The organism is Asticcacaulis sp. YBE204 (assembly GCF_000495855.1).
GTDB lineage: Bacteria > Pseudomonadota > Alphaproteobacteria > Caulobacterales > Caulobacteraceae > Asticcacaulis.
Genome location: NZ_AWGF01000001.1, coordinates 1 through 25,698, shown reverse-complemented (window position 1 = coordinate 25,698; position 25,698 = coordinate 1). Strand labels below are relative to the sequence as shown.

The 25,698-nt window shown below is 56.8% G+C and carries 20 protein-coding genes; 16 read left to right on the top strand and 4 right to left on the bottom strand.

Going from position 1 to position 25,698, the window contains the following annotated elements:
* Positions 1 to 2 precede the first annotated feature (2 nt).
* The 5 genes from AEYBE204_RS21080 to AEYBE204_RS21060 all read left to right on the top strand — a co-directional run bounded on the left by AEYBE204_RS21080 (position 3) and on the right by AEYBE204_RS21060 (position 4,774).
* Positions 3 to 1,325 carry a UDP-glucose/GDP-mannose dehydrogenase family protein gene (locus tag AEYBE204_RS21080; protein WP_023460336.1) on the top strand — a complete coding sequence of 441 codons (1,323 nt, stop codon included), beginning with the start codon at positions 3 to 5 and terminating at the stop codon, positions 1,323 to 1,325.
* Positions 1,322 to 2,113 carry a 3'(2'),5'-bisphosphate nucleotidase CysQ gene (gene cysQ, locus AEYBE204_RS21075; RefSeq protein ID WP_023460335.1) on the top strand — a complete coding sequence of 264 codons (792 nt, stop codon included), beginning with the start codon at positions 1,322 to 1,324 and terminating at the stop codon, positions 2,111 to 2,113. Before AEYBE204_RS21080 ends, cysQ begins: the two co-directional genes overlap by 4 nt.
* Before the next feature lie 78 nt (positions 2,114 to 2,191).
* The gene (gene kdsA / locus AEYBE204_RS21070; protein WP_023460334.1) at positions 2,192 to 3,040 is read left to right on the top strand and encodes a 3-deoxy-8-phosphooctulonate synthase; all 849 of its coding nucleotides are present in this window, start codon (positions 2,192 to 2,194) and stop codon (positions 3,038 to 3,040) included.
* Positions 3,040 to 3,771, top strand: coding sequence for a 3-deoxy-manno-octulosonate cytidylyltransferase (locus AEYBE204_RS21065; protein WP_023460333.1), 732 nt, complete (start codon positions 3,040 to 3,042; stop codon positions 3,769 to 3,771). The genes kdsA and AEYBE204_RS21065 overlap by 1 nt, the downstream gene beginning before the upstream one ends.
* Positions 3,772 to 3,775: 4 nt before the next feature.
* Positions 3,776 to 4,774 carry an SIS domain-containing protein gene (locus AEYBE204_RS21060; RefSeq protein ID WP_023460332.1) on the top strand — a complete coding sequence of 333 codons (999 nt, stop codon included), beginning with the start codon at positions 3,776 to 3,778 and terminating at the stop codon, positions 4,772 to 4,774.
* Here the strand turns inward: AEYBE204_RS21060 and AEYBE204_RS0119700 are convergent.
* Entirely contained in the window at positions 4,771 to 5,937 is a 1,167-nt protein-coding gene (locus AEYBE204_RS0119700; protein WP_023460331.1) for a glycosyltransferase family 4 protein, read from the bottom strand. The two genes, AEYBE204_RS21060 and AEYBE204_RS0119700, sit on opposite strands and share 4 nt — an antisense overlap.
* A gap of 253 nt (positions 5,938 to 6,190) precedes the next feature.
* Here AEYBE204_RS0119700 and AEYBE204_RS21055 point away from each other — a divergent pair, with 253 nt between their 5' ends.
* The 7 genes from AEYBE204_RS21055 (at position 6,191) to AEYBE204_RS21025 (ending at position 15,444) form a co-directional block, all read left to right on the top strand.
* Complete coding sequence (locus AEYBE204_RS21055; RefSeq protein ID WP_031229448.1) at positions 6,191 to 7,066, top strand: UTP--glucose-1-phosphate uridylyltransferase; 876 nt, start codon at positions 6,191 to 6,193, stop codon at positions 7,064 to 7,066.
* A gap of 33 nt (positions 7,067 to 7,099) precedes the next feature.
* A complete protein-coding gene (locus tag AEYBE204_RS21050) occupies positions 7,100 to 8,605 on the top strand; it encodes a phosphomannomutase/phosphoglucomutase (RefSeq protein ID WP_023460329.1) in 1,506 nt (501 codons plus the stop codon).
* A gap of 186 nt (positions 8,606 to 8,791) precedes the next feature.
* A complete protein-coding gene (gene cysD / locus AEYBE204_RS21045) occupies positions 8,792 to 9,703 on the top strand; it encodes a sulfate adenylyltransferase subunit CysD (RefSeq protein WP_023460328.1) in 912 nt (303 codons plus the stop codon).
* A complete protein-coding gene (gene cysN / locus AEYBE204_RS21040; protein WP_023460327.1) occupies positions 9,703 to 11,625 on the top strand; it encodes a sulfate adenylyltransferase subunit CysN in 1,923 nt (640 codons plus the stop codon). The genes cysD and cysN overlap by 1 nt, the downstream gene beginning before the upstream one ends.
* A gap of 119 nt (positions 11,626 to 11,744) precedes the next feature.
* Positions 11,745 to 13,349 (top strand): sulfotransferase domain-containing protein, encoded by a 1,605-nt coding sequence (locus AEYBE204_RS21035; RefSeq protein ID WP_023460326.1) that lies wholly within the window; start codon positions 11,745 to 11,747, stop codon positions 13,347 to 13,349.
* Between the two features lie 90 nt (positions 13,350 to 13,439).
* Positions 13,440 to 14,480 carry a dehydrogenase gene (locus AEYBE204_RS21030; protein ID WP_023460325.1) on the top strand — a complete coding sequence of 347 codons (1,041 nt, stop codon included), beginning with the start codon at positions 13,440 to 13,442 and terminating at the stop codon, positions 14,478 to 14,480.
* Positions 14,481 to 14,484: 4 nt separating this feature from the next.
* Positions 14,485 to 15,444: a GDP-mannose 4,6-dehydratase gene (locus tag AEYBE204_RS21025; protein WP_023460324.1), complete on the top strand. Its 960-nt coding sequence runs from the start codon at positions 14,485 to 14,487 to the stop codon at positions 15,442 to 15,444.
* 71 nt (positions 15,445 to 15,515) lie between these two features.
* On the opposite strand, the gene AEYBE204_RS39285 is transcribed toward AEYBE204_RS21025, so the two are convergent.
* Positions 15,516 to 18,647, bottom strand: coding sequence for a glycosyltransferase (locus AEYBE204_RS39285; RefSeq protein WP_023460323.1), 3,132 nt, complete (start codon positions 18,645 to 18,647; stop codon positions 15,516 to 15,518).
* A gap of 87 nt (positions 18,648 to 18,734) precedes the next feature.
* Complete coding sequence (locus AEYBE204_RS21020) at positions 18,735 to 19,955, bottom strand: HAD-IIIA family hydrolase (RefSeq protein ID WP_031229443.1); 1,221 nt, start codon at positions 19,953 to 19,955, stop codon at positions 18,735 to 18,737.
* A gap of 136 nt (positions 19,956 to 20,091) precedes the next feature.
* Here AEYBE204_RS21020 and AEYBE204_RS21015 point away from each other — a divergent pair, with 136 nt between their 5' ends.
* The 4 genes from AEYBE204_RS21015 (at position 20,092) to AEYBE204_RS20990 (ending at position 25,431) form a co-directional block, all read left to right on the top strand.
* Complete coding sequence (locus tag AEYBE204_RS21015; protein WP_023460321.1) at positions 20,092 to 20,889, top strand: ABC transporter permease; 798 nt, start codon at positions 20,092 to 20,094, stop codon at positions 20,887 to 20,889.
* 10 nt (positions 20,890 to 20,899) lie between these two features.
* Positions 20,900 to 21,655, top strand: a complete 756-nt coding sequence (locus AEYBE204_RS21010; protein WP_023460320.1) for an ABC transporter ATP-binding protein — start codon at positions 20,900 to 20,902, stop codon at positions 21,653 to 21,655.
* Between the two features lie 67 nt (positions 21,656 to 21,722).
* Positions 21,723 to 24,080, top strand: coding sequence for a lipopolysaccharide assembly protein LapB (locus AEYBE204_RS40170; RefSeq protein ID WP_155908166.1), 2,358 nt, complete (start codon positions 21,723 to 21,725; stop codon positions 24,078 to 24,080).
* Positions 24,081 to 24,210: 130 nt separating this feature from the next.
* Positions 24,211 to 25,431, top strand: coding sequence for a hypothetical protein (locus AEYBE204_RS20990; protein ID WP_155908164.1), 1,221 nt, complete (start codon positions 24,211 to 24,213; stop codon positions 25,429 to 25,431).
* A gap of 10 nt (positions 25,432 to 25,441) precedes the next feature.
* Here the strand turns inward: AEYBE204_RS20990 and AEYBE204_RS40535 are convergent.
* Positions 25,442 to 25,698 (bottom strand): hypothetical protein (locus AEYBE204_RS40535; protein WP_035441369.1); only part of this gene is annotated, 257 nt, incomplete at its 5' end.

Here is a 25,698-nt window from a genome sequence, read left to right as displayed (position 1 = left end):
TCATGAAGATTACGATGATCGGCTCGGGCTATGTCGGGCTCGTTTCCGGGGTCTGTTTCGCCGAATTCGGCCACGACGTGATCTGCATGGACAAGGACGAGGCCAAGATCGCCGCGCTCAAGAACGGGCAGATCCCGATCTTCGAGCCCGGTCTGGCCGAAATGGTCGCGGCCAATGTCAAGGGCGGCCGCCTCAGCTTCACCACCGATATCAAGGATGCGGTAGCGCAATCCGATGTCGTCTTTATTGGCGTAGGCACCCCGTCGCGTCGCGGTGACGGTCACGCTGATCTGTCCTACGTCTATGCCGCCGCAAAGGACATCGCCGAAGCGCTCGAGGGGTTCACCGTCGTGGTCACCAAATCGACCGTGCCCGTCGGTACCGGTGACGAGGTCGAGCGCATCATCCGCGAGGCCAATCCGAACGCCGATGTGGCGGTCGTCTCCAACCCTGAATTCCTGCGCGAAGGCGCGGCCATCGACGACTTCATGCGCCCCGACCGCGTGGTGATCGGCATCGAGGACGAACGCGCCCGTCAGGTGATGTCGGAAGTCTATCGCCCGCTGTCGCTCAATGCCGCGCCCTTGATGTTCACCAAGCGCCGCACCTCGGAACTGATCAAATACGCCGCCAACGCGTTTCTGGCGATGAAGATCACCTTCATCAACGAGATCGCCGATCTGTCCGAGGCCGTGGGGGCCAATGTGCAGGAAGTGGCGCGCGGCATCGGCCTCGATAACCGCATCGGCACCAAATTCCTCAATGCCGGACCGGGCTACGGCGGCTCGTGCTTCCCAAAGGATACGCTGGCGCTCGTCAAGACGGCGCAGGATTTTGAAAGCCCGGTGCGTCTGATCGAGACGACGGTCGCCATCAATGACGACCGCAAGCGGGCTATGGCGCGCAAGGTGATCAAGGCGCTGGGCGGCGAAGCGCGCGGCAAGACGGTCGCGGTGCTGGGCCTGACCTTCAAGCCGGAAACCGACGACATGCGCGATTCTCCGGCCATCACCATCGTGCAGGCCCTTCAGGACGCCGGGGCCATCGTGCGGGCCTTCGATCCGGAAGGCATGGACAATGCCAAAAAGATCATGCCGGACATCACCTACTGCGATGACGCCTACGATGCCGCCACCGGCGCCGATGTGGCCGTCATCGTGACGGAATGGAACGAGTTCCGCGCCCTAAACCTCAGCCGGTTCAAGACGCTTCTGACCCAGCCGCTGCTGGTCGATCTGCGCAATATCTATCGCAAGGACGAGGTCAGCCGTCACGGCTTCACCTATTACTGCATCGGGCGTCCTAACGAGGAAGTTAAGGCGTGAGCCGGTTTGACCTTCAGGCGCTGAACGCGCTGGCCGTGGCCGCCGGGACGGAAATCCTGCGCATCTATGCCACCGATTTCGCTGTTATCACCAAGGGCGACGAGTCACCGGTGACCCTGGCCGATCAGGCGGCGGAAGCCATCATTCTCGACGGTTTGAAAAACCTCGCGCCGGACGTGCCGGTCGTGGCCGAGGAAGAGGCTGCCGCTGGACGTATTCCGCATACGGACGGTCTCTTCTGGTTGGTCGATCCTCTGGACGGAACCAAGGAGTTCGTCTCTAAAAACGGCGAATTTACCGTCAATATCGCCCTGATAGAAAACGGTGTCCCGGTGCAGGGCGTGGTCTATGCCCCGGCGCTCAATGAAATTTTCTGGGGTGACGCCGACGGTGCCTTCAAGGCGGTGGTCACGGACGGTGTCGTCGGCGAGACAGAGGCGATCCGCGTGCGCACGGCGGGTGATGGCGTAGTCGCCATCGGCAGCCGGTCGCACGGCGGCGATGAGACGCAGGCCTATTTGAAACGCTTTGCGGTCAAGGCCTTTGTCGCGGCGGGATCGTCGCTGAAGTTCTGCCGACTGGCCGAAGGGGCCGCAGACATCTATCCGCGCATGGGCCGGACGATGGAGTGGGACACGGCGGCGGGTGATGCCGTATTGCGTGCGGCGGGGGGGCGCGTCGAAACGCTGGACGGTCAGCCGCTCGGCTACGGCAAGCGCGGGCGCGACGGCGAAACCGACTTCGCTAACCCGCACTTCGTCGCCTTCGGCGATCCGGCCATTAGCTAATCCAGACTTGCATTTTCAGGCTGCAAGCGCCACTTCTGGCGCAGGATAGCGGCAGAGCCGTTTAACGGAGTACATCTTATGGAAGCCAATTCCGTCGTCGAATTAAAGTCGGCCAAATTCGGCAATCACCTGCCGATTTCGGTCATTGCTGGCCCCTGCCAGCTGGAAAGCCGCGACCACGCCCTCGAAGTCGCCTCGGCGCTGAAAGAGATTTCTGAGCGTCTCGGTTTCGGCCTGATCTTCAAAACCTCGTTCGACAAGGCCAACCGCACCTCCGCCAATGCCCAGCGCGGTATCGGTCTGAAAGACGCCCTGCCGATCTTCAATGAAATCCGCGAGACGCTCGGCTTGGCCGTTCTGACTGACGTCCACGATGCCCATCAGTGCGCCCCGGTCGCCGAAGCCGTCGACGTACTACAAATCCCGGCCTTCCTCTGCCGTCAGACAGATCTGTTGCTGGCGGCCGCGGCGACGGGTCGCGCCATCAACGTCAAGAAGGGTCAGTTTCTCGCCCCCTGGGACATGAAGAACGTGCTGGACAAGATCGTCAATGGCGGCGGCAACCCCAATGTGCTGCTCTGCGATCGCGGGACGAGCTTCGGTTATAACACGCTCGTGTCGGACTTCCGTGGCCTTCCGATCATGGCCCAGACCGGCGCGCCGGTGATCTTCGACGCCACGCACTCGGTGCAGCAACCCGGTGGCCTTGGCGGCTCATCCGGCGGGCAGCGTGAATTCGTGCCGGTGCTGGCGCGGGCGGCGGTTGCCGTGGGCGTAGCGGGCCTGTTCATCGAGACGCACCCGGACCCGGACCGTGCGCCGTCTGACGGCCCCAACATGGTGCCGCTGGCCGCGTTCGAAGGCCTGATGCGCGATCTGATGGCGCTCGATCAGGTGGCCAAGGCCATCACGGCGCGCACCGCCTGATGAAGCCGATCATCCTCATTCCGGCGCGCATGGCCTCGACCCGGCTGCCCAATAAACCGGTGGCCGACCTCAACGGCGAGCCGATGATCGTAGCCGTGTGGCGGCGCGCAGTCGAAGCCGAGGTCGCGCCCGTGTGGGTGGCGACCGATACGGTGGAGATCGCCGAGGCGATCCGCGCCGTCGGCGGCAATGCGGTGATGACGCGGGTGGATCATCCGTCGGGCTCCGACCGGATTTTCGAGGCCATCACGAACATCGATCCGGATGCGGAATATGATGCGCTGCTCAATGTGCAGGGCGACCTTCCGACGGTGACGCCGGAGACGATCCGCGCCATCCTCAAGCCGCTGGAGACGCCGGAAGTCGATGTCTCGACCGCCGTAGCGGTGATCCATTCCGAAGAAGAGCGCACCGCCTCGTCGGTGGTCAAGATGGTCGGCACCCCGATCGGCGAACGCCGCTTCCGTGCCCTCTATTTCACGCGCACCACCGCGCCGTGGGGTGAGGGGCCGCTTTACCACCATATCGGCCTCTATGGCTGGCGGCGCTCGGCGCTGGAGCGCTTCGTCAAGCTGCCGCCGTCGCCGCTGGAACTGCGCGAAAAGCTTGAGCAATTGCGGGCGCTTGAGGCCGGGATGCGTATCGATGCCGTCGAAGTCGATGAGGTGCCGCTGGGGGTCGATACCGCTGCCGATCTCGACCGGGCGCGCCTTATGCTGGCGAAGGATTAAACGCATGCCGTTGGAAACCGCGATCGAAGCGACCTCGGCCCTGCAAGCCGCGCAACAGACCATCGAGATCGAGGCTCAGGGTCTGGCTGCCCTGCGCGAGGCGCTGGACGGTGAACTGGGGCAGGTGTTCGAACGGACTGTGGATACGATCCTCCGGGCACAGACGAAACGCGGACGCGTCATCGTCACCGGCATGGGCAAGTCGGGCCATATCGGTCGCAAAATCGCCGCCACGCTCGCCTCGACCGGTGTGACGTCGCACTTCGTTCACCCCGCCGAAGCCAGTCACGGCGATCTGGGCATGGTCGGTGAGGACGATGTCGTTCTGGCGCTGTCGTGGTCAGGTGAAGCGCCGGAACTGGCCGATATCATCGCCTATACGCGCCGTTTCAATGTGCCTTTGATCGCTATTACCGCCGGTGCGACCAGTGCTTTGGGGGCTGCGGCCGACTACCCGCTGGTCCTGCCAAAAATGCCGGAAGCCTGTCCAAACGGGCTGGCGCCGACGACCTCGACGACCATGCAACTGGCTATGGGTGATGCGATCGCCGTGGCGCTATTGTCGCTGCGTGGTTTTACGGCGCAGGATTTCCGGCAATATCATCCCGGCGGCAAGCTGGGCTCGCGTCTGCTCAAGGTGCGCGACCTGATGCACGGCGGCGAAGCCATGCCGCTGGTGGCAGAAACGGTTCTCCTGTCTCAGGCCATCGTCGAAATGTCGTCTAAGCGGTACGGCATGACCGGGGTTCAGGACGCTGAGGGCCGCCTGACCGGTATCCTGACCGATGGCGACCTGCGCCGCGCCTTCCGTGAGGGCTTTGCCGATCGTCCGGTAGCCGAAGTGATGACGAAATCGCCGCGCGTCACTACGCCGGACACCCTGGCCTCGCAATTGCTGGCCGATATGAACGCCAAAAGCATCACTGGTATGTTCGTCGTCGAAAGCGAGCAGCCTATCGGCGTCGTGCATCTGCACGAAATCCTGCGCGCGGGCGTGGCCTAAAACAGGTTGGTTTTGCTCCAGTCGGTATGCAGAGTCGCAATAGCGTTCCTGCCTTTCAGGCCAAGCGCGCGACGTTCTTCCGTTGATTCGCAAAGCTGTTTCACAGTGCGCGCCGCCTCGCTAATATCCGGCTCGGCCCACTGGGCATCGGGTCCATTGTAGCGCGCATTGGCGGGGGTCAAGTGGCAGGAGATCAGCCGCGCCGTCTCCGTGTCCATGAACTGCATATTGCCCGACCAGCCGGTGGCGATCACCGGCACACCTGCCGCCATCGCCTCGGCCAACGGCAGGCCGAAGCCTTCGCCTCTGTGCAGAGAGATGAGCAGGTCCGCCTCGGCGATAAGGGCCTGCGTGTCGGTATCATCAAGCGTCTCGCAGCGGAAAATTATATCCGCCCGTCCTCTGGCCAAATCCTGCAAGCGCTTGAAATTGAGATGATGCTCGGCCCCGGCATAGGTCTTGACGATCAGGCGCGCGTCCGTGGGATCGGGAAAGGCTTCTACCCACGCCCGGATCGTGCCTTCGGGGTTCTTGCGTTCCCAATCGCTGCGCGGATCGAACAGGGTCAGGGCCGTTACGGGGCCTTCAGGTCTTTCGGCAATGTGCTTTAACGGCACCGGATGCGGCATGACTTTCAGCTTGTGAGCCTCATCCACACCCGCGCGGGCAAACGCCTTGACGAAGGCGTCACGGGCAAAGGCGCTGGGCACCCAGATTTCGTGGAACCATCGGGCCGCCTCTACCCAGTCCGCCGGAGCCAGATCGCTTTCCCACACCCAGTAGCCAATACGATACATGCTTGCCCACTGCGCCGGATCACGGGCGAACAGGGCGATGCGGGCTTCGGGCGGGTTGGCGTGGATGATCCACACCGGTGCGGGTGCGGCAAAGGCTTCGGGTGTGCGTGTCAGGAGTTTTCGGTGCAAAGGGCGCAGATTTTCACGTGAGACGGCATATCCGGCGGCCTCCAGCGCATCCGCCGTCAGATGTCCGGCCCGCCCGATCCCCAGTGGCTCGCTGAAGAAGCCCGTGACGCATACCCTGTCGGTTGCCGGGCGCGGCATAGCCCGTGCCGACGACCATCCCCGGACGGCCCGCTTCAGCCGGAAAGCAAATCCGAGACGGTGGATATAACTCAGCAAGGCGGACGCGAAGGACAGCATGACGCCACCATACAGGCCGCTCCGGCAGGCTGTAAATCCTTAGAGCACGGTGCCGGTTCGGTTGGATCTGCACCGTGCTCTAAGGGTTTGTTTTGTCGCGCATTTGATTCCGAAAACCGTTACACACTTTTCAGACTGCGCTCTAAGACATAGTGCGCTACCCACAGGGAGAGCGTGTAACCAGACCACATTTTGTCTTGCACCTGTGTATTTAGACGCTAACGTCGCCACGCTATCAATCAGGAGGCACTTGGTGTCACATCCGAAAGTTCGTAAAGCGATTATCCCGGTGGCCGGTTTTGGCACCCGTGTATTGCCAGGCACAAAAGTCATCCCCAAAGAACTGTTGAATATCGTCGACCGACCGATCCTGTCCTACATCGTCGCCGAAGCCCGTGCCGCAGGCATCGAGCATTTCGTATTCGTGACGGGACGACAAAAAGGGGCGATCGAAGACTATTTCGATCACCAGTTCGAACTGGAAGCGCAACTGGCCGCCAAGGGCAAGGACGCCCTCCTGCAACAGTTGCTCGATGAACTGCCCAAGTCCGGTGAAATGAGCTTTGTCCGGCAGATGCAGCCGCTGGGGCTGGGCCATGCCGTGAACTGCGCACGCGACATCATCGGCAACGAACCTTTTGCCGTGCTGTTGCCCGACATGGTCATGGACGCTAATACGCCCGCCCTGACTCAGGCGATCGAGGCCTATGACAAGGTCGGTGGGAATATTATTCTGGTCGAAGCCGTGCCAGAGTCCGAAACGCATAAGTACGGCGTCGTCGCCGTTCAAAAGGGTGCGGATAAACTCAATCGTATGACCGGCATGGTTGAAAAGCCCGCCAAGGGCACGGCGCCGTCGAATCTCATCGTCTCGGGCCGCTACGTCCTGCAACCGGAAGTTTTCGGGCTTCTATCGGCACAGGCGCCTGGGGCCGGCGGCGAAATTCAGCTCACCGATTCCATGGCCGAGTTGATGAAGACGCAAAGTTTCCATGCGCTGGAATATGACGGTGTGACCTATGATTGCGGCGACAAGATCGGTCTGCTACAAGCCAACGTCGCTCTGGCGCTAAAACGTCCTGATCTGGGCGAGGCGGCGCGGGCCATATTGACCCCTTATTTTGCCTAATAGAAAACCTTATTTTTTTATCGGATAGATTTTATGACCGTGCTTTTGCCGCGCACCGATCTGGTGCCCAATACCTTTGAATTCGAGACCGAAGCCTTCGTCAAAACGACCGGTTTCCGCGAATACGACGCCCGCTGGGTCTTCGGTAAGGAAATCAACCTCCTCGGCATTCAGGCGCTGGGCCTTGGTCTCGGTAGCTATATCCACGAGCGGGGCGTCAAGCCGCGCATCGTTGTCGGTCACGACTACCGCTCCTATTCGATCAACATCAAGAACGCCCTGATCATCGGTCTGATTCAGGCCGGTTGCGAAGTCCTCGACATTGGTCTGTGCCTGTCACCGATCGCCTATTTTGCGCAGTTCGACCTCGACGCGCCGTGCGTGGCGATGGTCACCGCCTCGCACAACGAGAACGGCTGGACCGGTGTCAAGATGGGCTGTCAGGCGCCGCTGACCTTCGGCCCGGACGAAATCGGTCGCATGAAGGACATCATCATGGCCGGCGCCGGCGTCGAACGTCCCGGCGGCTCGCTCAAGCTGGTGCAGGGCGTGCAGGAGCGCTATCAGGCCGACGTCGCCTCCAAGGCCCAGCTCAAGCGCAAGCTCAAGGTCATCTGCGCCTGCGGCAACGGCACGGCGGGCGCGTTTGCACCGCAAGCCCTGCGGGCGATGGGCGCGGAAGTGATCGAGATGGATACCGTCCTCGACAACACCTTCCCTAAATATAATCCGAACCCGGAAGACCATCACATGCTGATGGAAATGGCCAAGGCCGTGAAAGAATACGGTGCCGATCTGGCGCTCGGTTTCGACGGCGACGGCGACCGCTGCGGTGTGGTGGACAATACCGGCGAGGAAATCTTCGCCGACAAGATCGGCCTGATGCTGGCGCGCGATCTGTCAGCCCTGCACAAGGATGCGACCTTCGTCGTCGATGTGAAATCGACGGGTCTGTACAAGACCGACGAAATCCTCAAGGCCAATGGCGCGACGACCGTCTACTGGAAGACCGGCCACTCCTATATCAAGCGCAAGACCTCGGAACTGAAGGCGCTGGCGGGCTTCGAGAAGTCGGGCCACTTCTTCTTCAACAGCCCGATCGGCCTGGGCTACGACGACGGTATCGTCGCCGCCGCGGCTGTTCTGGCCATGCTGGATCGCAATCCGGACAAGTCGCTCAGTGAACTGAAAGATGCCCTGCCGGTCGCCTATACCTCGCTGACCATGTCGCCGCACTGTGGCGACGAGGTGAAGTATCAGGTACTGGAAAAGATCGTGCAGGAATATGTCGATCTGCACGCCAAGGGGGGCGAGATTCTCGGCCGCAAGATCGTCGAGGTCATCACGGTCAACGGCGCGCGCGTCCACCTCGAAGACGGTTCGTGGGTGCTGGTCCGCGCCTCGTCGAACAAGCCGGAACTGGTGGTCGTGGTTGAAAGCCTCAACTCTGCCGACGACATGCGCGACCTGTTCCGCAAGGAAGTGAAGCCGCGTCTGGCCGCCCATCCGGAAGTCGGCAGCTACAATCAGGAAATCTAGGTTTCCTGCATCGCATAGAACGCGCCCGATCGGTCACGCCGGTCGGGCGTTTCTATTGATTAGAAGTCCTGAACTGTCAGACCATGCTTTTACGTTTGTGAGTCCGGCGTTCAAACCGTAAAAACCGCCTTCATAACAAGGCGACCGGATGCACCACTCCGTCGCGACGGAGACTGTGTACGAGGCATGGCTATTACCCCGGATCGTTTGACGCACCTGCGCCGGCTTGAGGCCGAGTCGATCTTCATCATGCGCGAAGTGGCGGCGGAGTTCAAAAACCCCGTCATGCTCTATTCGATCGGCAAGGACTCGTCGGTCATGCTGCATCTGGCGCTGAAGGCGTTTCACCCCTCGACCCTGCCGTTCCCGTTGTTGCACGTGGATACGACGTGGAAGTTTCGCGAGATGACGAAGTTCCGCGACGAGACCGCGGAACGTCTGGGGCTGAAACTGCTCAAGCATACCAATCCCGATGGCGTGCGGGACAATATCAATCCGTTCGACCACGGCTCGAACACCTATACCAATATCATGAAGACCGACGCGCTCAAGCAGGCCCTGACCGAGCATGGCTTCGACGCGGCCTTCGGCGGCGCGCGCCGTGACGAGGAAAAGTCGCGTGCCAAGGAGCGCATCTTCTCGTTCCGCACGCAGAACCACGGCTGGGACCCCAAGAACCAGCGTCCAGAACTGTGGAACCTGTACAATGCCCGCATCAAGCCGGGCGAGTCGATCCGCGTCTTCCCGCTGTCGAACTGGACCGAACTCGACATCTGGCAATATATCCTGCTGGAAAATATCCCCATCGTGCCGCTGTACTTCTCGGCCCCGCGCCCGGTCGTCCATCGCGGCGGGCAGTGGATCATGGTCGATGACGAGCGCTTACCGCTCAATGGCGAGACGCCGCAGATCAAAAACGTCCGCTTCCGCACGCTGGGCTGCTATCCGCTGACGGCGGCCATCGAATCCGAGGCGACGACTCTGGAAGAGATCGTGGCGGAAATGCTGGTGGCGCGGACCTCGGAACGGTCCGGCCGCCTGATCGATCACGATGAAGCCGGATCGATGGAAAAGAAAAAGCGTGAGGGATATTTCTGATGGGCGCGCCTGAGAAAATCGATACGAGCGTGTTCACCGACTATCTGGCGACGCATGAAAAGAAATCTCTGCTGCGTTTCCTGACCTGCGGCAGCGTCGATGACGGTAAATCGACCCTGATCGGGCGGTTGCTCTACGACACCAAACTGATCTTCGAGGATCAACTAGCGGGCCTTGAGAAGGACTCCAAGCGCTTCGGCACGGTCGGCGAAGAGATCGATCTGGCGCTGCTGGTCGATGGCTTGCAGGCCGAGCGCGAGCAGGGCATCACCATCGATGTCGCCTACCGCTTCTTCACGACGGAAAAGCGCAAGTTCATCGTCGCCGACACGCCGGGCCATGAACAATATACGCGCAATATGGCGACGGGGGCGTCGAACTCCGACCTCGCCGTCATCCTGATCGACGCGCGCAAGGGCATCCTGCCACAGACGCGCCGCCACTCGTTCATCGTGTCGCTGCTCGGCATCAAACACGTCATTCTGGCGGTCAACAAGATCGATCTGATGAACTATTCGGCAGAGGTCTATGAGCAGATCACGGCCGATTACCGCGCCTTCGCCGCCGATTTTGGCTTTGAGACTTTGGTGTCGATTCCTCTGTCGGCGCGCTTTGGCGACAATGTGCTGGACCGCAGCGAAAATCTGAACTGGTACGACGGCCCGACTCTGGTCGAGCATCTGGAAACGGTCGAGATCGACCGTGACGAGACGCAGAAGCCGTTCCGCCTGCCTGTGCAGTGGGTCAACCGTCCGAACCTCAATTTCCGCGGTTTCTCCGGCACTATCTCGTCGGGGACCATCCGTCCGGGTGATGAGGTCGTCGTCGCCAATTCGGGCAAGTCGTCGCGCGTCAAGTCGATCGTCACCTATGATGGCGACCTGCCCGTCGCCGGGGCCGATCAGGCGGTGACCCTGACGCTGGAAGACGAGATTGATATTTCGCGCGGCGATATCCTGACCGCGCCGGACGCACGGCCTGAGGTCTGCGAACAGTTTCAGGCAAGTCTGATCTGGATGAACGAAGACGAGTTGCTGCCGGGACGTCCCTATCTGCTCAAGATCGGCGCAAAGACCGTATCGGCGACGATCACGGAAATCCGCTACAAGACCGACGTCAACTCGTTCGAGAAGCTGGCGGCCAAGACGCTGAAACTCAACGAAGTGGCCACGGTTCTGATCGCCACGCAGTCGCCGATCGCCTTCGATCCGTATGCGGATAATAAGGCGACGGGGGCGTTCATCCTCATCGATCGTATCTCGAACCTGACGCTGGGCGCGGGCATGGTCGATCATGCGCTGCGTCGGGCGACGAACGTCCACTGGCAAGCGCTGGAGGTGTCCAAAGCCGCCCGCGCCGACATCAAACGGCAGAAGCCGGCGGTTTTGTGGTTCACTGGTCTGTCGGGTGCGGGCAAATCGACCATCGCCAATCTGGTTGAAAAGAAGTTGCTGAGCCTCGGCTATCACACCACTCTGCTCGATGGCGACAATGTCCGCCACGGTCTGAACAAAGACCTCGGCTTTTCGGATGCCGACCGCGTGGAAAACATCCGCCGCGTCGCCGAGGTGTCCAAGCTGATGACCGAAGCCGGTCTGATCACACTCGTATCGTTCATTTCACCGTTCCGGGCCGAGCGCAGACTGGCGCGCGACCTGCTCGAAGCGGGCGAATTTGTTGAAATCTATGTCGCGACGCCGCTGGCGGTGGCCGAGGCGCGCGACGTGAAGGGCCTGTACAAGAAGGCCCGTGCGGGCGAGATCCCGAACTTCACCGGCATCGACAGCCCCTATGAGACGCCGGAAAACCCGGAAATCGTGGTCGGCAAAGATGGTGAAACGCCCGAAGCCGCCGCCGAACGCATCTTCGCATGGCTCTATGACGAAGGGTATCTGCCGACCGAACCGACTTATGTGATCTAAGTTCTGATTTTTAACTCACAGCAAGTTGATGCGTCTTTTCGCATGTGCGAAAGGTGGCGCATTGCCAACTCGCCCCCTGCGTGTTTTCCTTTGGTTTTTAGACTCCGAAGGCACGCACCATGCTGGACGACGCTATCTCTTTCGATGCGGGCCTCGACTGGCGCCCGCAGACCTATATGCCGGATGGCGTCATTGCGCTGGAACCGGATGTGGTCTTTAGCGCGCACGATTGGCGCAAGGACATTCGCCAGTGGCGCCTGAATACCGACACGGTTTTCGGCCTCTCGCTGTCGGCGGATGCGGTCAGGTCGGTTCAGGCTTCGACTTCGGATATCCTGTTTCAGATCAAGCTGCGCAACGCGGTATTTTCAACCTCTCCTGAGGTGCGTGTTGTCCTTTCGGTTGGCGGCGTAAGCCTGCCCGCCATGACGCTGCTGGTTGATCGGCAACAAACTATGTCGGCCTGTTTGATCCCGCTTTCGCTGTGGGGGCGTGAGGGCGCTGAATTGAGCGTGCGTCTGGTGTTGCCGGATGGCGGGACATTGCCAGAGAGTTTAGGCGTCTATTCGCTTTATGCCGTCGACCGCCCGGTGTTCGAACGTTCGATGACGTCCAAACTGGTATGGCTCTTTTCCATCGCCCGGTCGGGAACCACGTGGCTGGGCGAGATTTTCTGGAGCCTGGGGGACGTTGCCGTCATCGATGAACCGGCTCTGCCGCGTATGCTGGGGATACTGGAATGGGACCCGGAGTATGTTTTCGGCGGGTTGAAAGACTTCTGGCGGGACAACCCCTTTAAATCGCATGTGCGCGGGACCGAGTTTGGCACGGATATCCCGCCCGGCCGGGAGTCCGCCGTCTTTTCGCGTCAACTGGCGGCCAAGTCGATGGAACGCAACGCCATATGGGCTCCCCACAGCCTCGCCTTGTTGCAACAGGTGTTTGTCTCGGCCATTTGCGAGCAGGTCGTCCGCGAATACGGCGTCGGCTGGTACAGTCACGCCGTTCTGAAATGTCCGAATGACACGCAGATCGCCGACCTTGTCTCGCTGTGGATGCCGGACTCGGCCATGATCCTGCTCAGGCGCGACGGACGCGACGTGATGAAGTCGCGCTTTTCGCCGTTCGCTTCGGCGACCTTGGCGGAATCGACGGATGTCGCTCAGCGGCGCTATGCCATCGCCTGGTATGCCCATGTCTGGAACATGCAGATCGACATGATGCGCCACGTTCAGACGTTGCACCCGCGCACGGTGCTCAATCTCAAATACGAGCATGGGCGTCAGAACGGAGAGGTGATGATCAAGCTGCTGATTCAGTATCTCGGCAAGCCGGTTTTGGGGGAGCAGATAAGAGGCTTAAATCAAAAGCATCGTCTGGAGGCCATGCCGCAAAATACGCGGGGCGCGGACAAGCCGCGTCAGACCGGAGAGGTCGGCGGGTACAAGCGCTATTTCAAGGACGACGAAACCAAGCTGATGACCAAGATCATGCGGCGTAATCTGACGGATATCGGCTATATTTCACCGCCGGCGCAGTTCGGTCGCGTGCCGGTGAAAGGATACGGCACCCTGCCCGTCGCCCGCATTCAGGCGGAACCCGTCCAATCGGTAGAACCCGCCGCACCGGTGATTTTGCGCCGCGTCATCCGCGAGGATGCGATGGAGCGGCGCAAGCGCCTGTACTTAATTCGATTGCGTCGGGAGCGACGCAAGGCCCATTGAATTCAGGCGTGAATTTGGCTAATCCTTGAACGTAGATTATTTTTCTGCCTGACATTTTATTCGCTTAAAAATTACCGGGATCGGGGATTTATGTTCAACCATATCATCAGGTCGCGCGCGCCGCTGCGTTTGGGCCTTGCCGGCGGCGGGACGGACGTTTCGCCCTATTGCGACACCTACGGCGGTGCCATCCTTAACGTCACCATCGACAAATATGCCTATGCCAGCCTCAAGCCGTCGCCCGATGGCAAGGTTGTGTTCAATTCGATCGACCTCAATACGGTGGAAAGTTTCGACGGCGACGCCCTGATCCCCGATGCGGCGAAACTGGCCCTGCACCGCGGCGTCTATAACCGCATCATGACGCAGTATAATGGCGGCAAGCCCATTCCGCTGGTTCTGTCGACCCACGTTGATGCCCCGATGGGGTCGGGTCTGGGCTCGTCCTCGGCTTTGGTGGTGGCCATGGTCGCGGCCTTCTGTGAACTGCTGTCCATTCCGCTCGGCGAATACGAAATCGCCCGTTTGGCTTTTGATATCGAGCGCGTCGATCTCGGCCTCAGCGGCGGTCGTCAGGATCAGTACGCAGCCACCTTCGGCGGCTTCAACTTCATGGAATTCAGCGCTGACGAGCGCGTGGTCGTCAACCCGCTGCGCATCCGCTCGCACGTCCATAATGAGCTTGAGTCCTCGATCCTGATGACCTTTACCGGGGCGTCGCGCGAGTCGGCCAAGATCATCAATGCTCAGTCGAAATCGGTCAGTTCGGGCGGCAGTTCGCTCGACGCCATGCACCAGCTCAAGCTGGAAGCGACCCAGATGAAAGAAGCGCTGCTGTTCGGCAGTATGCGCAAGGTGGCCGACATCCTGCAAAGCGGCTGGGAAGCCAAGAAGCGGACATCGCCAGCCGTATCGACGCGGGAAGTAGAAGAGCTATTCAGCCTTGTGCTGGGCAATGGCGCCATGTCGGGCAAGTTGTCCGGGGCCGGTGGCGGCGGTTTCGCCATGTTCATCGTCGATCCGGACCGACGCCACACGCTTCAGGAACTTATCAAGACGCGTACGACCGCCACGCCGGTGATCGCGAAACTCATCGTCGAGGGCGTGACGACCTGGACCAGCAAGGGATAATTTAATGAGAAAAGTTCTGATTACCGGTGCCGCGGGCATGGTCGGGTCGCATATGTTCGAACTGCTTAAGGATCAGCAGGTCGAAGTGGTCGGCACCTATTACCGACCGACGGTCAATTTCGACGAAATCCGCTTTAAGGACGAGCTGATCGAGATCGATGTGCGCTATCGTTCGCAGTTGGAAGCCCTTATCCGTAAGCAGCGTCCGACGGAAATCTATCATCTGGCGGCGCAAAGCCTGCCGGTGCGTTCCTGGGCACAGCCGGAAGAAACCTTCGACGTTAATGTCCACGGTACGATCAACCTGTTCGAATCGATTAAGGCCATTCGCGAAAACGATCCCGACTATGATCCGGTGGTCGTCGTTGCCTGTTCTTCGGCCGAATACGGTGCCAGCCTGACGCCAGAAAACGTGCCGATCAAGGAAGGCGCCGAACTGATGCCCATGCATCCTTACGGCGTCAGCAAGGTGGGGCAGGACTTGTTGACCCTGCAATACTGGTATTCCAACAAGATTCGCGGTGTGCGCGCCCGCATCTTCAACACGACGGGTCCACGCAAGCGTGACGACGTCGTCTCGGATTTCGCCCGCCGCTGTGCAAAGCTGGTGAAGACGGGGGGCACCAAGCTGATCGTTGGCAATCTCAAGAGCCAGCGCGCCATTCTCGACGTGAAGGACCTGATCGCCGCCCTTCTCACTCTGGGTGCCAAGGGGCATCCGGGTGAGGCTTATAATATCTGCAATCACGAGTTGGTTTCGATCGCTCAGATTGTCGATCTGTTCAGCGCGGCGGCGGGCGTGGCCTTCGAGCCCGAAGTCGATCCGGCGCTGCTGCGTCCGACCGATGAAGCGGTTATCTTTGGCAGCCGGGAGAAGATTTCCCGTGATACCGGCTGGTCGCCCCAGATCGACTTCCGCGATACGATCAAGACGGTCTTCGAGTACGAGTTGTCGAAGGTCTGAGAGCGACATCAGAGCACATAAAAAGGGCGGCCTTTGCAGAGGCCGCCCTTTTTTGGTTTTGATCTCTAAGATCAGGCCTCCACGATGTCGATAATACGCTTGACCGTCCGGACGCCCATATCGAAGGAATTGTATTCCTGAGCGAAGGCCAGCGAGTCGCTCGACATCTTTTCCCAGCCCTTCTTGTCTTTGTAGAGCTTCTTGATCTTCTGGGCGAACTCTTGCGGCGTATTGGCGATCAGCACGCTTTCGCCATCGGTCAGGTACATGCCTTCGGCGGCGCAATCGGTAGCGACGACGGGGACGCCGTGCGCCATCGAGGTTGATACCTTGCCCTTGACGCCCGCACCGTACCGTATAGTTGCGGCAAAGACGCGACAGCGGTCGAACCACGGGGCCAGATCTTCGACCATGCCGGTGATTATAATGCGGTCGTCGGCCAGGGCTTTCATACTGTCGGTCGGTTTGGCCCCCACGGCGAGATATTTCGCCTCCGGAAGCTCGTCCTTTATCAACGGCCAGACTTCCTTGACGAAATATTCGACGGCATCGATGTTTGGACCGTGGCCGTAACCGCCGAGGAACATGATGTCCTTGCGCGCGTCGAAGCCGATCTTGGTCCCAACATAGTCGGTCATGTACGGGAAGATGACGACCGGCGCGGTGGGCAGAAGTTCGTTCAGCAGGTCCGATTCGACCGGCGAGTGAACGATGGTGCAGTCGACCTTGGAGATGAGGTCCAGTTCTTTTTCCTTGACCTCCATGGCGTGGGCCATGGCCTTCTCGTCGCCGGAAATCTCGGCTTCGCGTTCGAGGCGGAGGAAGTGCAGGTCCATGTTGTGGAAGACGATCTTAGCCTGCGGTGCGTAGTTGCGAATATCGTCGAGGCACTTTTCAGCGACCCCGAAGCGATATACCTGAACGATATCGAACAGGTGACCGTATTTCTGCATATAGGTCGAAAAGCGCGTCTCATAAGGCGCATAGGCGCATTCGACGCCCATCCGTTGCAGGGCTTTCACCTGACGCGGTTCGTACAGGAAGTTGTCCTGCGGGACGAAGTGCACCTTGTAGCCCAGTTCCTGATAGATGCGGATCGTCGTGGTCGTCGTCACCGATCCGGCGTCCATCCACGGCGTCGGGTTGGTCGCGTCGATGATCAGGGCACGCTTTTCCACGGTGCGCTCGCGCTCCAGCCAGGGTTCGTGCGCATTTTCGCGGTGCGTGCTCAGATCGTCTTTCCAGCGCGCGAACAGCTTGTCCTTATTGATGACCTGATAGGCCTTAACGCCGGTCGTGACGTCGGTGCCCGACGTCTTGCCTTCATAGTGGATGATGCGCGACAGCGGCTGATACCACGTTTCATAACCAGCATGACGGATACGGAACGCCAGATCGGAGTCTTCGGCATAGGCCGGGCAGAAATGCGGATCGAAACCGGCCAGTTCGCGCCAGAGCTTCATCGGCAGGGTAATCGAGCAGCCAGAGATATAGTCGATCTGACGGGCATAGGTATAGCGTGGGCGGTTCGGGTCGTCGTTACGCCCGTAGTTCCAGGCCGAACCGTCCTTCCAGATGATGCCGCCCGCTTCCTGTTGCGAACCGTCGGAATAGAACAGCTTCGAGCCGACCATCCCGGCCTTGGGGAACAGGGCGAACGAATCGATCATTTCGTCGAGCCATTCCGGCACCACGCGGGTGTCGTTATTGAGCATGACGATCCAGTCGCCATGCGCCAGTTCGCCGGCACGGTTACAGTTCAGAATGAAACCACCGTTGACGTCGTGCAGCAGGTAACGGATGAAGTTGAGTTGCGGTAGATATACACCGCTTTCGTCGGGGCCGCGGTCGTCGCCGATAATGATCTCCATGCTGTATTTGGTTTCGTGCAACAACAGGGAGTGCAAGCAGTTGAGCGTGTAGTTCAGTTGCCCATAGATGGGGATGACGATCGAGACGTCGACCGGTTCGTTCGGATCGGTGACGATTTTAGCTTTAGGTTTTAGACCGTTGAGGTAAGCGACCGCTCCGGCATAGTCAGGCGCTTCGCCCAGCAGGTCGAACTGTTCCATGAAGGCCTCGCCGACGGCGCCTTCTATGGGGACGGCATCGTCGGGGCGGATATCGTAAAGGCCCAGCGTGCTGCGGTCGACCGCCGGATTGCGGGCGGTGATCCATTCCTCGCCGGTACGATCTTCGAGATCGATCGAACCGGGTACGAAGACCGGCTTGGGCTGCGGCTGCGGCGCATAGAAGCGCGCAACGCTGTCGCCCTCGAACATGGGCGTAATCGGCGCAGACGGCAGGGCGACGCGGCGTTCATTGTGACCGATACGGTGATAGTGGCTGAACGGTTCAACACCCGAGGCCTTGATATCGGGATAGAAGGCCAGATATTTGCGGACGTTGAAGTTGCGCGAAGGATTGAGACCGGCATTGAAGCCTTCGGTAATATAGTGCCAGAGCATATCCTTGCCGGTCAGCGGTGTATCCAGCTGAGACTGATAATAGCTGGCGTCGAACAGCTCATGCGATTTCAGGTAGGTGGCTGCACGATAATCGTGCAGAGCACGCACCGGTCCCTTGCTCAGGGTGAGGCGGATAAGCCAGCCCAGATCGGTAAGGGGCGAACTCTTTACCTCTATTTTCGACTTTTCCGGCGTGGCCAGCATAATGGCGCGGGCAGTGTATTGGCTTTGGGCAATCAGGCTGAGATTGAGGTTATGAACATGCGTGCGCAACTGCATCAACTCGCGCTCACGAATCCGCTTTTCTTCTTCCAGAGCGTCATGAGAGGCTTCCAGTTCACGCACACGGTTGCGCATGTTGGTCATGCGCCGTTCGATCTCATCGGCCGAGAGATCGGACTTGACGGAACGGCCCGCACCGAAAGCTCTGGGCGCGATCCCGACCGTTTTGCGCGGAATCTTAGGCGCGTTCGTTTTTGTTTCAAGCGTCGGAGCGGCTTTGGCCGGGGTTTCCACCTCCGATGTTTCCGCTTTTGCCACCTTTACGGAGGACGTCGCGGCCTGGCTGGTCGTTCTGAGCTTGATCGTCTTGGTGGCGGGCCTGGCTGCCGGCTTTTCAGGCTTTGGCGGCACGTCGACCGCCTTCACAACGGCTACAGTCGCGGTGACGGGCTTTTCTGCCACACTGGTCTTGGGCGTCTTGGAAACCGGTTTCTTGGAAGGACTTTTAGCCATTACGCCGCGCTCATGAAATCGTTGAAATTTTTTTAAGGAATATCCGGTCGGAAGCGCGCCTGTGTGCGGCGGGCCCCCTTGCTGGGATCATAATAGGATTTCGGTCTGGTCTTCAACAAAAGACATCAGGTTGCCGCCGGTAAACAGGTGGCCCCGCACCCCGGCGCGCGTCGCCGCTTCGACATCCGATAGGTTGTCGCCGATCAACAGGGAGCCTGACAGGTCGATATTATGGTCGAGCGCCGCCTTGAGAATCATGCCGGGGTTCGGTTTGCGATCCGGATGGTTGGCGATGCGGTAGCGCTCGATCTCCGCCGCTTCGTGATAGGGGCAGAAATAGAAGCCGTCGATAAAGGCGCCCTGACTGTTCAGTGTATCCTGAAGATGGTGGTGCAGGCGGATCATGTCGCCTTCGCTGTAATAGCCGCGCGCGATACCGGCCTGGTTCGTAACGACGATGACCGCCAGCCCGCGGTCGTTCGCTGCACGGATGGTTTCGGTTACGCCATCGACCCAGACGAGATCCTCGACCTTGTGCAGATAATTGGTGTCGATATTGATGACCCCGTCGCGATCAAGGAACAGGGCCGCGCGCTTTTGGGCGGGCAGATCCTTTCGCGCGGTGGCCAGAGTTTCCGGCAGGCCGATGTCGAGGAAGTAACCCGTGGAGGTCAGGCCGCCCAGCCGACCTTCGGCGGCGAGGCGCGGAAACAGGTCGGCCTCGATTGACGAGGGGCCGTCGTCGAGTTGCAGGATGGCATCACGACGCAAGGCATAGATGCCGCCATTAATGTGGCCCGGCTGGGCTTCGGAGGTCGGGTCTTTTTCACGGAACTGCGCGATGCGCTTGCCGTCGAAATCGACCGAACCGTAACGACCGGCATTGTCGACGTGACGCAGGGCCAGTGCCGCCAGGAGACTGTTGTCGCTTTGCAGGACGTGATCGAGGGCGCGGATATTGGTATCGAACAGGGTATCGCCATTGGCCGCCACGAAGGTGGGCGCCAGGCGTTCGCTGGCGAAACGGAAGGCGCCGCCGGTGCCCATCGGTTCGGGCTCGATCAGGACGCTGATGCGGGCCTCGCCGAACCGCCGGTTGTCGTAGCGCGCCTGAACCTGCTCGCCCAGATGCCCGGCCAGCATGAGAATGTCGTCGAACCCCTGACGCGCGGCGGCGCGCAGGAAGTAATCGAGGAAAACATCGGTATCGGTAATGGGCATCAGCGGCTTGGGCGTATTCTTGGTCGCCTCACCCAGGCGTGTGCCCTTGCCGCCGACCAGAACGACCAATTGTTTGGAAAAAGACATAAATTTATCCGGATAGGCGCGAAATATAACCGCATTCTTAGTGGAGCGGAAGGTGTTCCGCAACTGCGAAATGACGCCTTGCACCGATTACGGCTATGTCATATACGAGGGAAGGTCTCCTTGTCAGGAACGTTTTATGGCGACGAATAATCAATTTTTTAAAGCAATTAATGATCTCAGAGCTGGTATTGGACTATCTCATGTCTGGCTTTACCAAGCTTATCACGATATTTCAGCCAAGTATAAGCGAACGCTTTTAGGCTCTTTCTGGAACACGGGTTCCATGATTGCCATGTCCGGATCGATGGCGATTGTATTTGGAGCCCTGTTCAATCAGGATCTAAGTGTCGTTTTCCCTTGGATCATGAGCGGCATGATTGCCTTCAGCCTGGTCGGGCATGTATTTAACGAAGCGCCTGAGGTATATGTACAGAATGGCGGCATTATCAGCAATCATGCCTACCCGTTCACTTATTATAGTTTTGAGGCGGTGACGCGAAATTTGTTTCTGTTCGCTCACAATCTTGTCGTGTTTTACATTATTCTTGCGCTCCTGCGTGTGCTGACCTTGCCGCACTGGACGATTGTTCCCGGGATGCTGATCGTCGTATTTAATATGTTGACGTGGGGGGCGTTAGTTTCGATGGTTTCCGCGCGGTATAAGGATTTGCGGTTTTTGCTTCCTTATTTATCGCAATTAGTGATGTTCATGTCGCCAATCATGTACCGGCCATCCATGATTCCTGCGCATAAGATGTTCATCGTAGATTACAATCCCTTTTACCCCTTTATAGAAATGGTGCGTTCCCCTATGCTGGGCACGTTCATGCCGGCCAAGTACTGGGGGATGGCATTGGGGATAACGGTTGCAGGAGTTCTGCTCTGGCTGTTGTTTTTCAGCTTGAATCGCCGTCGTATTCCGTTCTGGATTTAAAGGGGGCGTAATGTCTGCTAAAATTGAACTCAGTGGCGTAAGCCTGGACTATTGTATATATTCTATCAAAGCACAATCAATACGCAATGCCGTTCTGAACATGGCCATTGGCGGGCGTATGCTGAAAAGCGGACAAGACGTGATTCACATTCGCGCCTTGGATAACATTAGTTTCCGCCTTACTGATGGCGACCGTATGGGCATTGTAGGTCATAACGGGGCCGGAAAAACGACCCTGTTGCGCGTTCTGGCCGGTATCTATGAGCCCGATGTTGGCAGAGTCGATGTAACGGGTCGCATATCCTCTATGATCGATATTGGCCTTGGGCTCGACGCAACCTTCACGGGACGCGAAAATATCCTTCATATGGCGCGGCGCCGCGGTTATACGACCAAGCAAATTCTTTCGCGCATGGAGGAGATCATCGAATTCTCCGAGTTGGGCGCTTTCGTTGATCTGCCTGTAAAGACTTACTCGGCGGGCATGCAATCGCGCCTGGTATTTGCTGTCTCCACCAACTTTGAGCCGGATATTCTCTTGCTTGACGAGTGGATTGGTGCCGGTGACGCCGGCTTCCAAGACAAGGCAAAGTCTAAAATGAACGAAGTCCTTGAGAAGTCGCGCATTATGGTTGTCGCTACCCATAGTTGGGGCCTTGTCCAAGAGGTTTGTAATAAGGTTTTGGTGCTTGATGGGGGGAATCAAGCCTATTTTGGTGATGTCGCCGGTTGGGATTTTGAAAATAAGCAGCCGACATCTGTCTAAAATATAATTTTAGTATGGCGCCCGGAAATTTATATCCGGGCGCATTTTATTTTTGCGGGGGTTTAGGGTGAACATTGTCGGCGATACAGTGTGGGATAAACGCGCCTATGTTGAAGATCTGATATCAACAGAAGGTGAAAATGCCACTGAAGACATACTTTTAGCCTTTGTAACAGCGTGTCCTGATTTTGACATGGCGTATAGTGATCTGGGCAAATTTTATTTGTCCCAAGACATGGTCTCGAAAGCCGAGGAAGTATTGGTTTTAGCGTGCGAAAAATTTCCTAATTCTGTATGGATGTGTTTTCATTTAGCCGAATCATATAAGAAGCTCGGAAAAATAGATGGGGTAGTTAATACTTGCCGGCAAGCAATTGCGGTGGACGGAAATCATGTTCCTTCGTACGAAATGCTTGCTGAAATATATGAACATACAAATAATTATTTAGAATTGAAAGAATTGCAATCGATTTGCCAATCAAAAGGTGTTTTTTCAGAAAATATAAAAAAATTATTCTTACTGGGGAGGATAAAATTTCAAAGATTAACTCTTGATATTGTTTCTCTTATATATGAACTTGAAAGCGCGGAAGACAGGCTTCATGTATTTATATATTTAATTGATTTTATAATTGACAATAATAACCAAGCGTTTGCGTCACGTATATATAAAGACGTTTTAGTTTCTTGCCCAAATAAAGGATTGTTCATAAAAGCATTTAATTTTTTCTACGAAAGGCATTGCACCTTCGCCTGTGATGAGATTTTAGAGCTTGCTAAAGAATCATCCATCGACCTCGATGTAATTATTTATTTAAGCTCTAAATTGAATTACTTGACGCACGGTGCGCCTATAGATTTTCATAAAGTAACGAATGTCGAATTGAGGCGTGAGCTTGAAAGAATGTACACAAATAGTGTGCATATCAATTCTGTAGATGGAAGACGTTATCTGCAAGAGGCCTGCCTTGCTTTTAGCAGGGGGGATTTTGCATCTGCGAAGATACTTGTAGAGCGTTATGAGCTTTATTTTCATAAAGTTCATAAATTGCAATTGGAATTTCTTTCTGAGAGTTTATACTGGATTCTTGTAATAAATCTATCATCGACTATTCGAAGTGGGGTTGATTTTAAATCACTAATAAGTTTTTTTAATAAAATTGATATCGAAACACTGGCGCTTATAGAGAAGGAATCTGTACTATCACTTTGCAATAGCATAATTGAAATTCTTTATAATAATAAAGAACTTCATGTTGTGGCAAATTCGATTGGAAAAGCTTGTGAGGAGGCCATTTTTTCTAAAGAGTCCGGGGTGAAAATATTTACAAGCGACCATCCCGCTGACTCGGCCGGGTTCGAACGACGCGGTATTTTTAATAAAGCCTATTTTAAATTTAAGGGAGTGCACCCTGATGCCAGAAATCCGGACGTTGATTATTCCACTGAGGCATGCGTCATTTTCAGAGGAATGCTAAATTCGCAATTTCTGCAACTGGCTCGCGCAAATCGCATTACATTTAAAGGGTATTATCTCATCGCGGTGGTTTGGGCAAACACGGAATCTGCCTTAGTGGCCGAATTAAATACAGTTTTTGATGAGGTTATTGTCCTGGATGCTCCAACTATAGATAATAGGGGGAATGTAAATAAACAAATTTCAATGGCCAGCATCGGATTGAAAAGAGCGGTGGATTTGAAGTTCAAATATACTTTGCTTGCGCGATGGGATTTCTATTTTGACGATCCATCCATATTAAATCGAGCTAAGTCTCAAGTGTTAGTGTCAGGGAATTCTCGCAAGATAATTGTCAGTGATATTTTTACATCTAAATATTCCTGGGATATCCATCCTGCTGATTTGATCATGTTCGGTGAAGTGGAGACGTTAAAATCTTACTGGACCGTACCGGCAGTGGACGCCGAATCGCCTATAGTCATGGAGATCCAGCTAGGCCTGGGCCTGAAAGCGCGATCCGAGGATTTCAAAACCTATTATGCGGCAGAAGAAGAGAGGGCAAATGCGAATGCATTGATCCTTGCCGACCATTACATCGTAAAGGAATTTGAGTGGTTCAATGCGGGATGGTACAAGTATCCTGTACTCGATCCTCTAACTAAAGGAATTCTAGAACTGAAGTGTTTTACCAGTCGGGACATGGAACACGTTTTGAATAAGACAGATCCGGACGGCGTGAAGGGGAGTTTCTTCTGGGAGTTGCAATCTTATTTTCGGCAGGGACAATGGGCGCGTACGGGGGACCGACCGCTATTTTCTAATGTACCTGATGACACCTGGCGTAATTATAGTCCGTCACGACAAGCGTCTAAAAATCAAGTTTCCAAAATATCCGAAGTCAGGATATCGCTTTTCAAACGCTGGTTTAAAAGCATCTTTCATGGCCCAAAGGGTCTGGCAACCTAGATCGGAATGACTTTAAATAGCTACATCATTTCGATTTGTGTCGCGATATTGTCGTCGAAAACCGCTCACACTTTTGGCTTCGCCGATTTTTTGTTTCGATATATTGCTCTGGATAGGACAATAAACAGTCATGCGTAAAAACTGGGTAATTTTTTGCGGCCTTCTGCGTAATCGCGATCAGTCGGTGAAAAAGCTCGAGCAACTTCGTGACTGGTTGAGCAGCGGTCGCCTTGACGGAGTCGTATGTTGCTGGTGGCGTCGTGAATCCGATTTGAACCCAGATATTGTCGATTTCGCGCTGAAAAGCGGCTTTCGCGTCGTTCAGATCGAGGAGCCAAAACTTAGAACGGTCGGTCACACCCTGCATCAGTCCCTGACCTGGTGGTACGCCTTGCAGGCTGTGCCCAGGGGGGCTTTCGTTCTTAAGATGAGGCCGGATCTGGGACCCTCAGGCGACGATTTGCTGGAGCGGGTCGTTGGCGCGAACCTGACGATCAACCTCCCGGAAGGATGGCCAAAGATATTCGAGTATAAGATTTATGTTGCGAATGCCTTTGCCATAGCCCCGTACTACATTCACGACATTACCTTCTATGGTTTGCGCGAAGATCTTTTAAAGTTAGCCAATTTCGATCTGTCATCGGAATATATATGTGCCTCACTGGCGCCGGAGCAGTTTTTTTACCGATCACCGTTTGCCGAAGGCTTTCCTATCTTCGATGCCTACCTTCAGGCCTATTCACCTCTGCTGTTTGGTGAGGCAGACCTGTCGCGCCAACGGATCGATGTGTTTCTGAGCTCGGATTTCTATCTGGATGTTTTTGCCGCCTATATGCGACTATTGTCGGTTTATTTCCATCTCGGTCTATACGGCTCATCGGGGCAACCGGAAGCGTTGAAAAACATCAGTCTGGAAGACTTGCTGAAAGGAGATGTGCCGGGTGACGGCTACAATTTCCTTCAAGGGGCTTTCGTGGCGACAATTGATTCCCAAGAAGTCGTTACAGCTGTTTTGACCGATGGTCTCAAATCTTCTGCAGTGACTTCACGGCTAGAGGCCGCTGTTCAGCGGACGGCGGATTATAATTATCTCGCCTCGTTTCAAGCCAACCCCCTGATGCCAGTAGAAGGCGCGAAGGCGCTTCATGAGGCATTGGCTGAATTCCCAATGCATAGCGACACAAAATACGACCGTAACGCCGATCCTGAAGCGCGTCATTTCAAGGTGTTCGGCCATCACGACCGGATCAATGTGACCGTCGATAACGATCCCATCCGAGACCTGGAAGCTGAATTGTCGCGTATGCGCCGCGAAATTGACCAGTTGCGCGGCATAAACGAAACGGCTTAAGTCGTTTCGTTTATGGTTTGTTGCTCGGCGCAAAGGCCCACTTTGTAAAGTCGCCAAAACCGGCGTTGCGATAGGATTTGAGGTGCGCTTCCGCTTGGCTGCGGGCCTGCTCCACAGCTTCCAATCTTTGCTGCAAAGCGTTGTGTTCAGCTCTTAAGGTATCGAGCAGTGTCATCGCGCGACTGGTTTCCGCGTTTAGGCGCACCTGCTCTAACGTAAAACGTTCGCTTTGTTCGCTTGCCGCTTTGATCAGTCCATTCCGCTCGG

Coding starts and splice junctions, on each gene's coding strand:
- AEYBE204_RS39285 (WP_023460323.1), bottom strand. CDS start 18,647: ATGGCTAAAAGTCCTTCCAAGAAACCGGTTTCCAAGACGCCCAAGACC.
- AEYBE204_RS21080 (WP_023460336.1), top strand. CDS start 3: ATGAAGATTACGATGATCGGCTCGGGCTATGTCGGGCTCGTTTCCGGG.
- AEYBE204_RS21035 (WP_023460326.1), top strand. CDS start 11,745: ATGCTGGACGACGCTATCTCTTTCGATGCGGGCCTCGACTGGCGCCCG.
- AEYBE204_RS21010 (WP_023460320.1), top strand. CDS start 20,900: ATGTCTGCTAAAATTGAACTCAGTGGCGTAAGCCTGGACTATTGTATA.
- AEYBE204_RS21020 (WP_031229443.1), bottom strand. CDS start 19,955: ATGTCTTTTTCCAAACAATTGGTCGTTCTGGTCGGCGGCAAGGGCACA.
- cysN (WP_023460327.1), top strand. CDS start 9,703: ATGGGCGCGCCTGAGAAAATCGATACGAGCGTGTTCACCGACTATCTG.
- AEYBE204_RS21030 (WP_023460325.1), top strand. CDS start 13,440: ATGTTCAACCATATCATCAGGTCGCGCGCGCCGCTGCGTTTGGGCCTT.
- AEYBE204_RS21025 (WP_023460324.1), top strand. CDS start 14,485: ATGAGAAAAGTTCTGATTACCGGTGCCGCGGGCATGGTCGGGTCGCAT.
- cysD (WP_023460328.1), top strand. CDS start 8,792: ATGGCTATTACCCCGGATCGTTTGACGCACCTGCGCCGGCTTGAGGCC.
- kdsA (WP_023460334.1), top strand. CDS start 2,192: ATGGAAGCCAATTCCGTCGTCGAATTAAAGTCGGCCAAATTCGGCAAT.
- AEYBE204_RS21015 (WP_023460321.1), top strand. CDS start 20,092: ATGGCGACGAATAATCAATTTTTTAAAGCAATTAATGATCTCAGAGCT.
- AEYBE204_RS21050 (WP_023460329.1), top strand. CDS start 7,100: ATGACCGTGCTTTTGCCGCGCACCGATCTGGTGCCCAATACCTTTGAA.
- AEYBE204_RS21065 (WP_023460333.1), top strand. CDS start 3,040: ATGAAGCCGATCATCCTCATTCCGGCGCGCATGGCCTCGACCCGGCTG.
- AEYBE204_RS21060 (WP_023460332.1), top strand. CDS start 3,776: ATGCCGTTGGAAACCGCGATCGAAGCGACCTCGGCCCTGCAAGCCGCG.
- AEYBE204_RS0119700 (WP_023460331.1), bottom strand. CDS start 5,937: ATGCTGTCCTTCGCGTCCGCCTTGCTGAGTTATATCCACCGTCTCGGA.
- AEYBE204_RS20990 (WP_155908164.1), top strand. CDS start 24,211: ATGCGTAAAAACTGGGTAATTTTTTGCGGCCTTCTGCGTAATCGCGAT.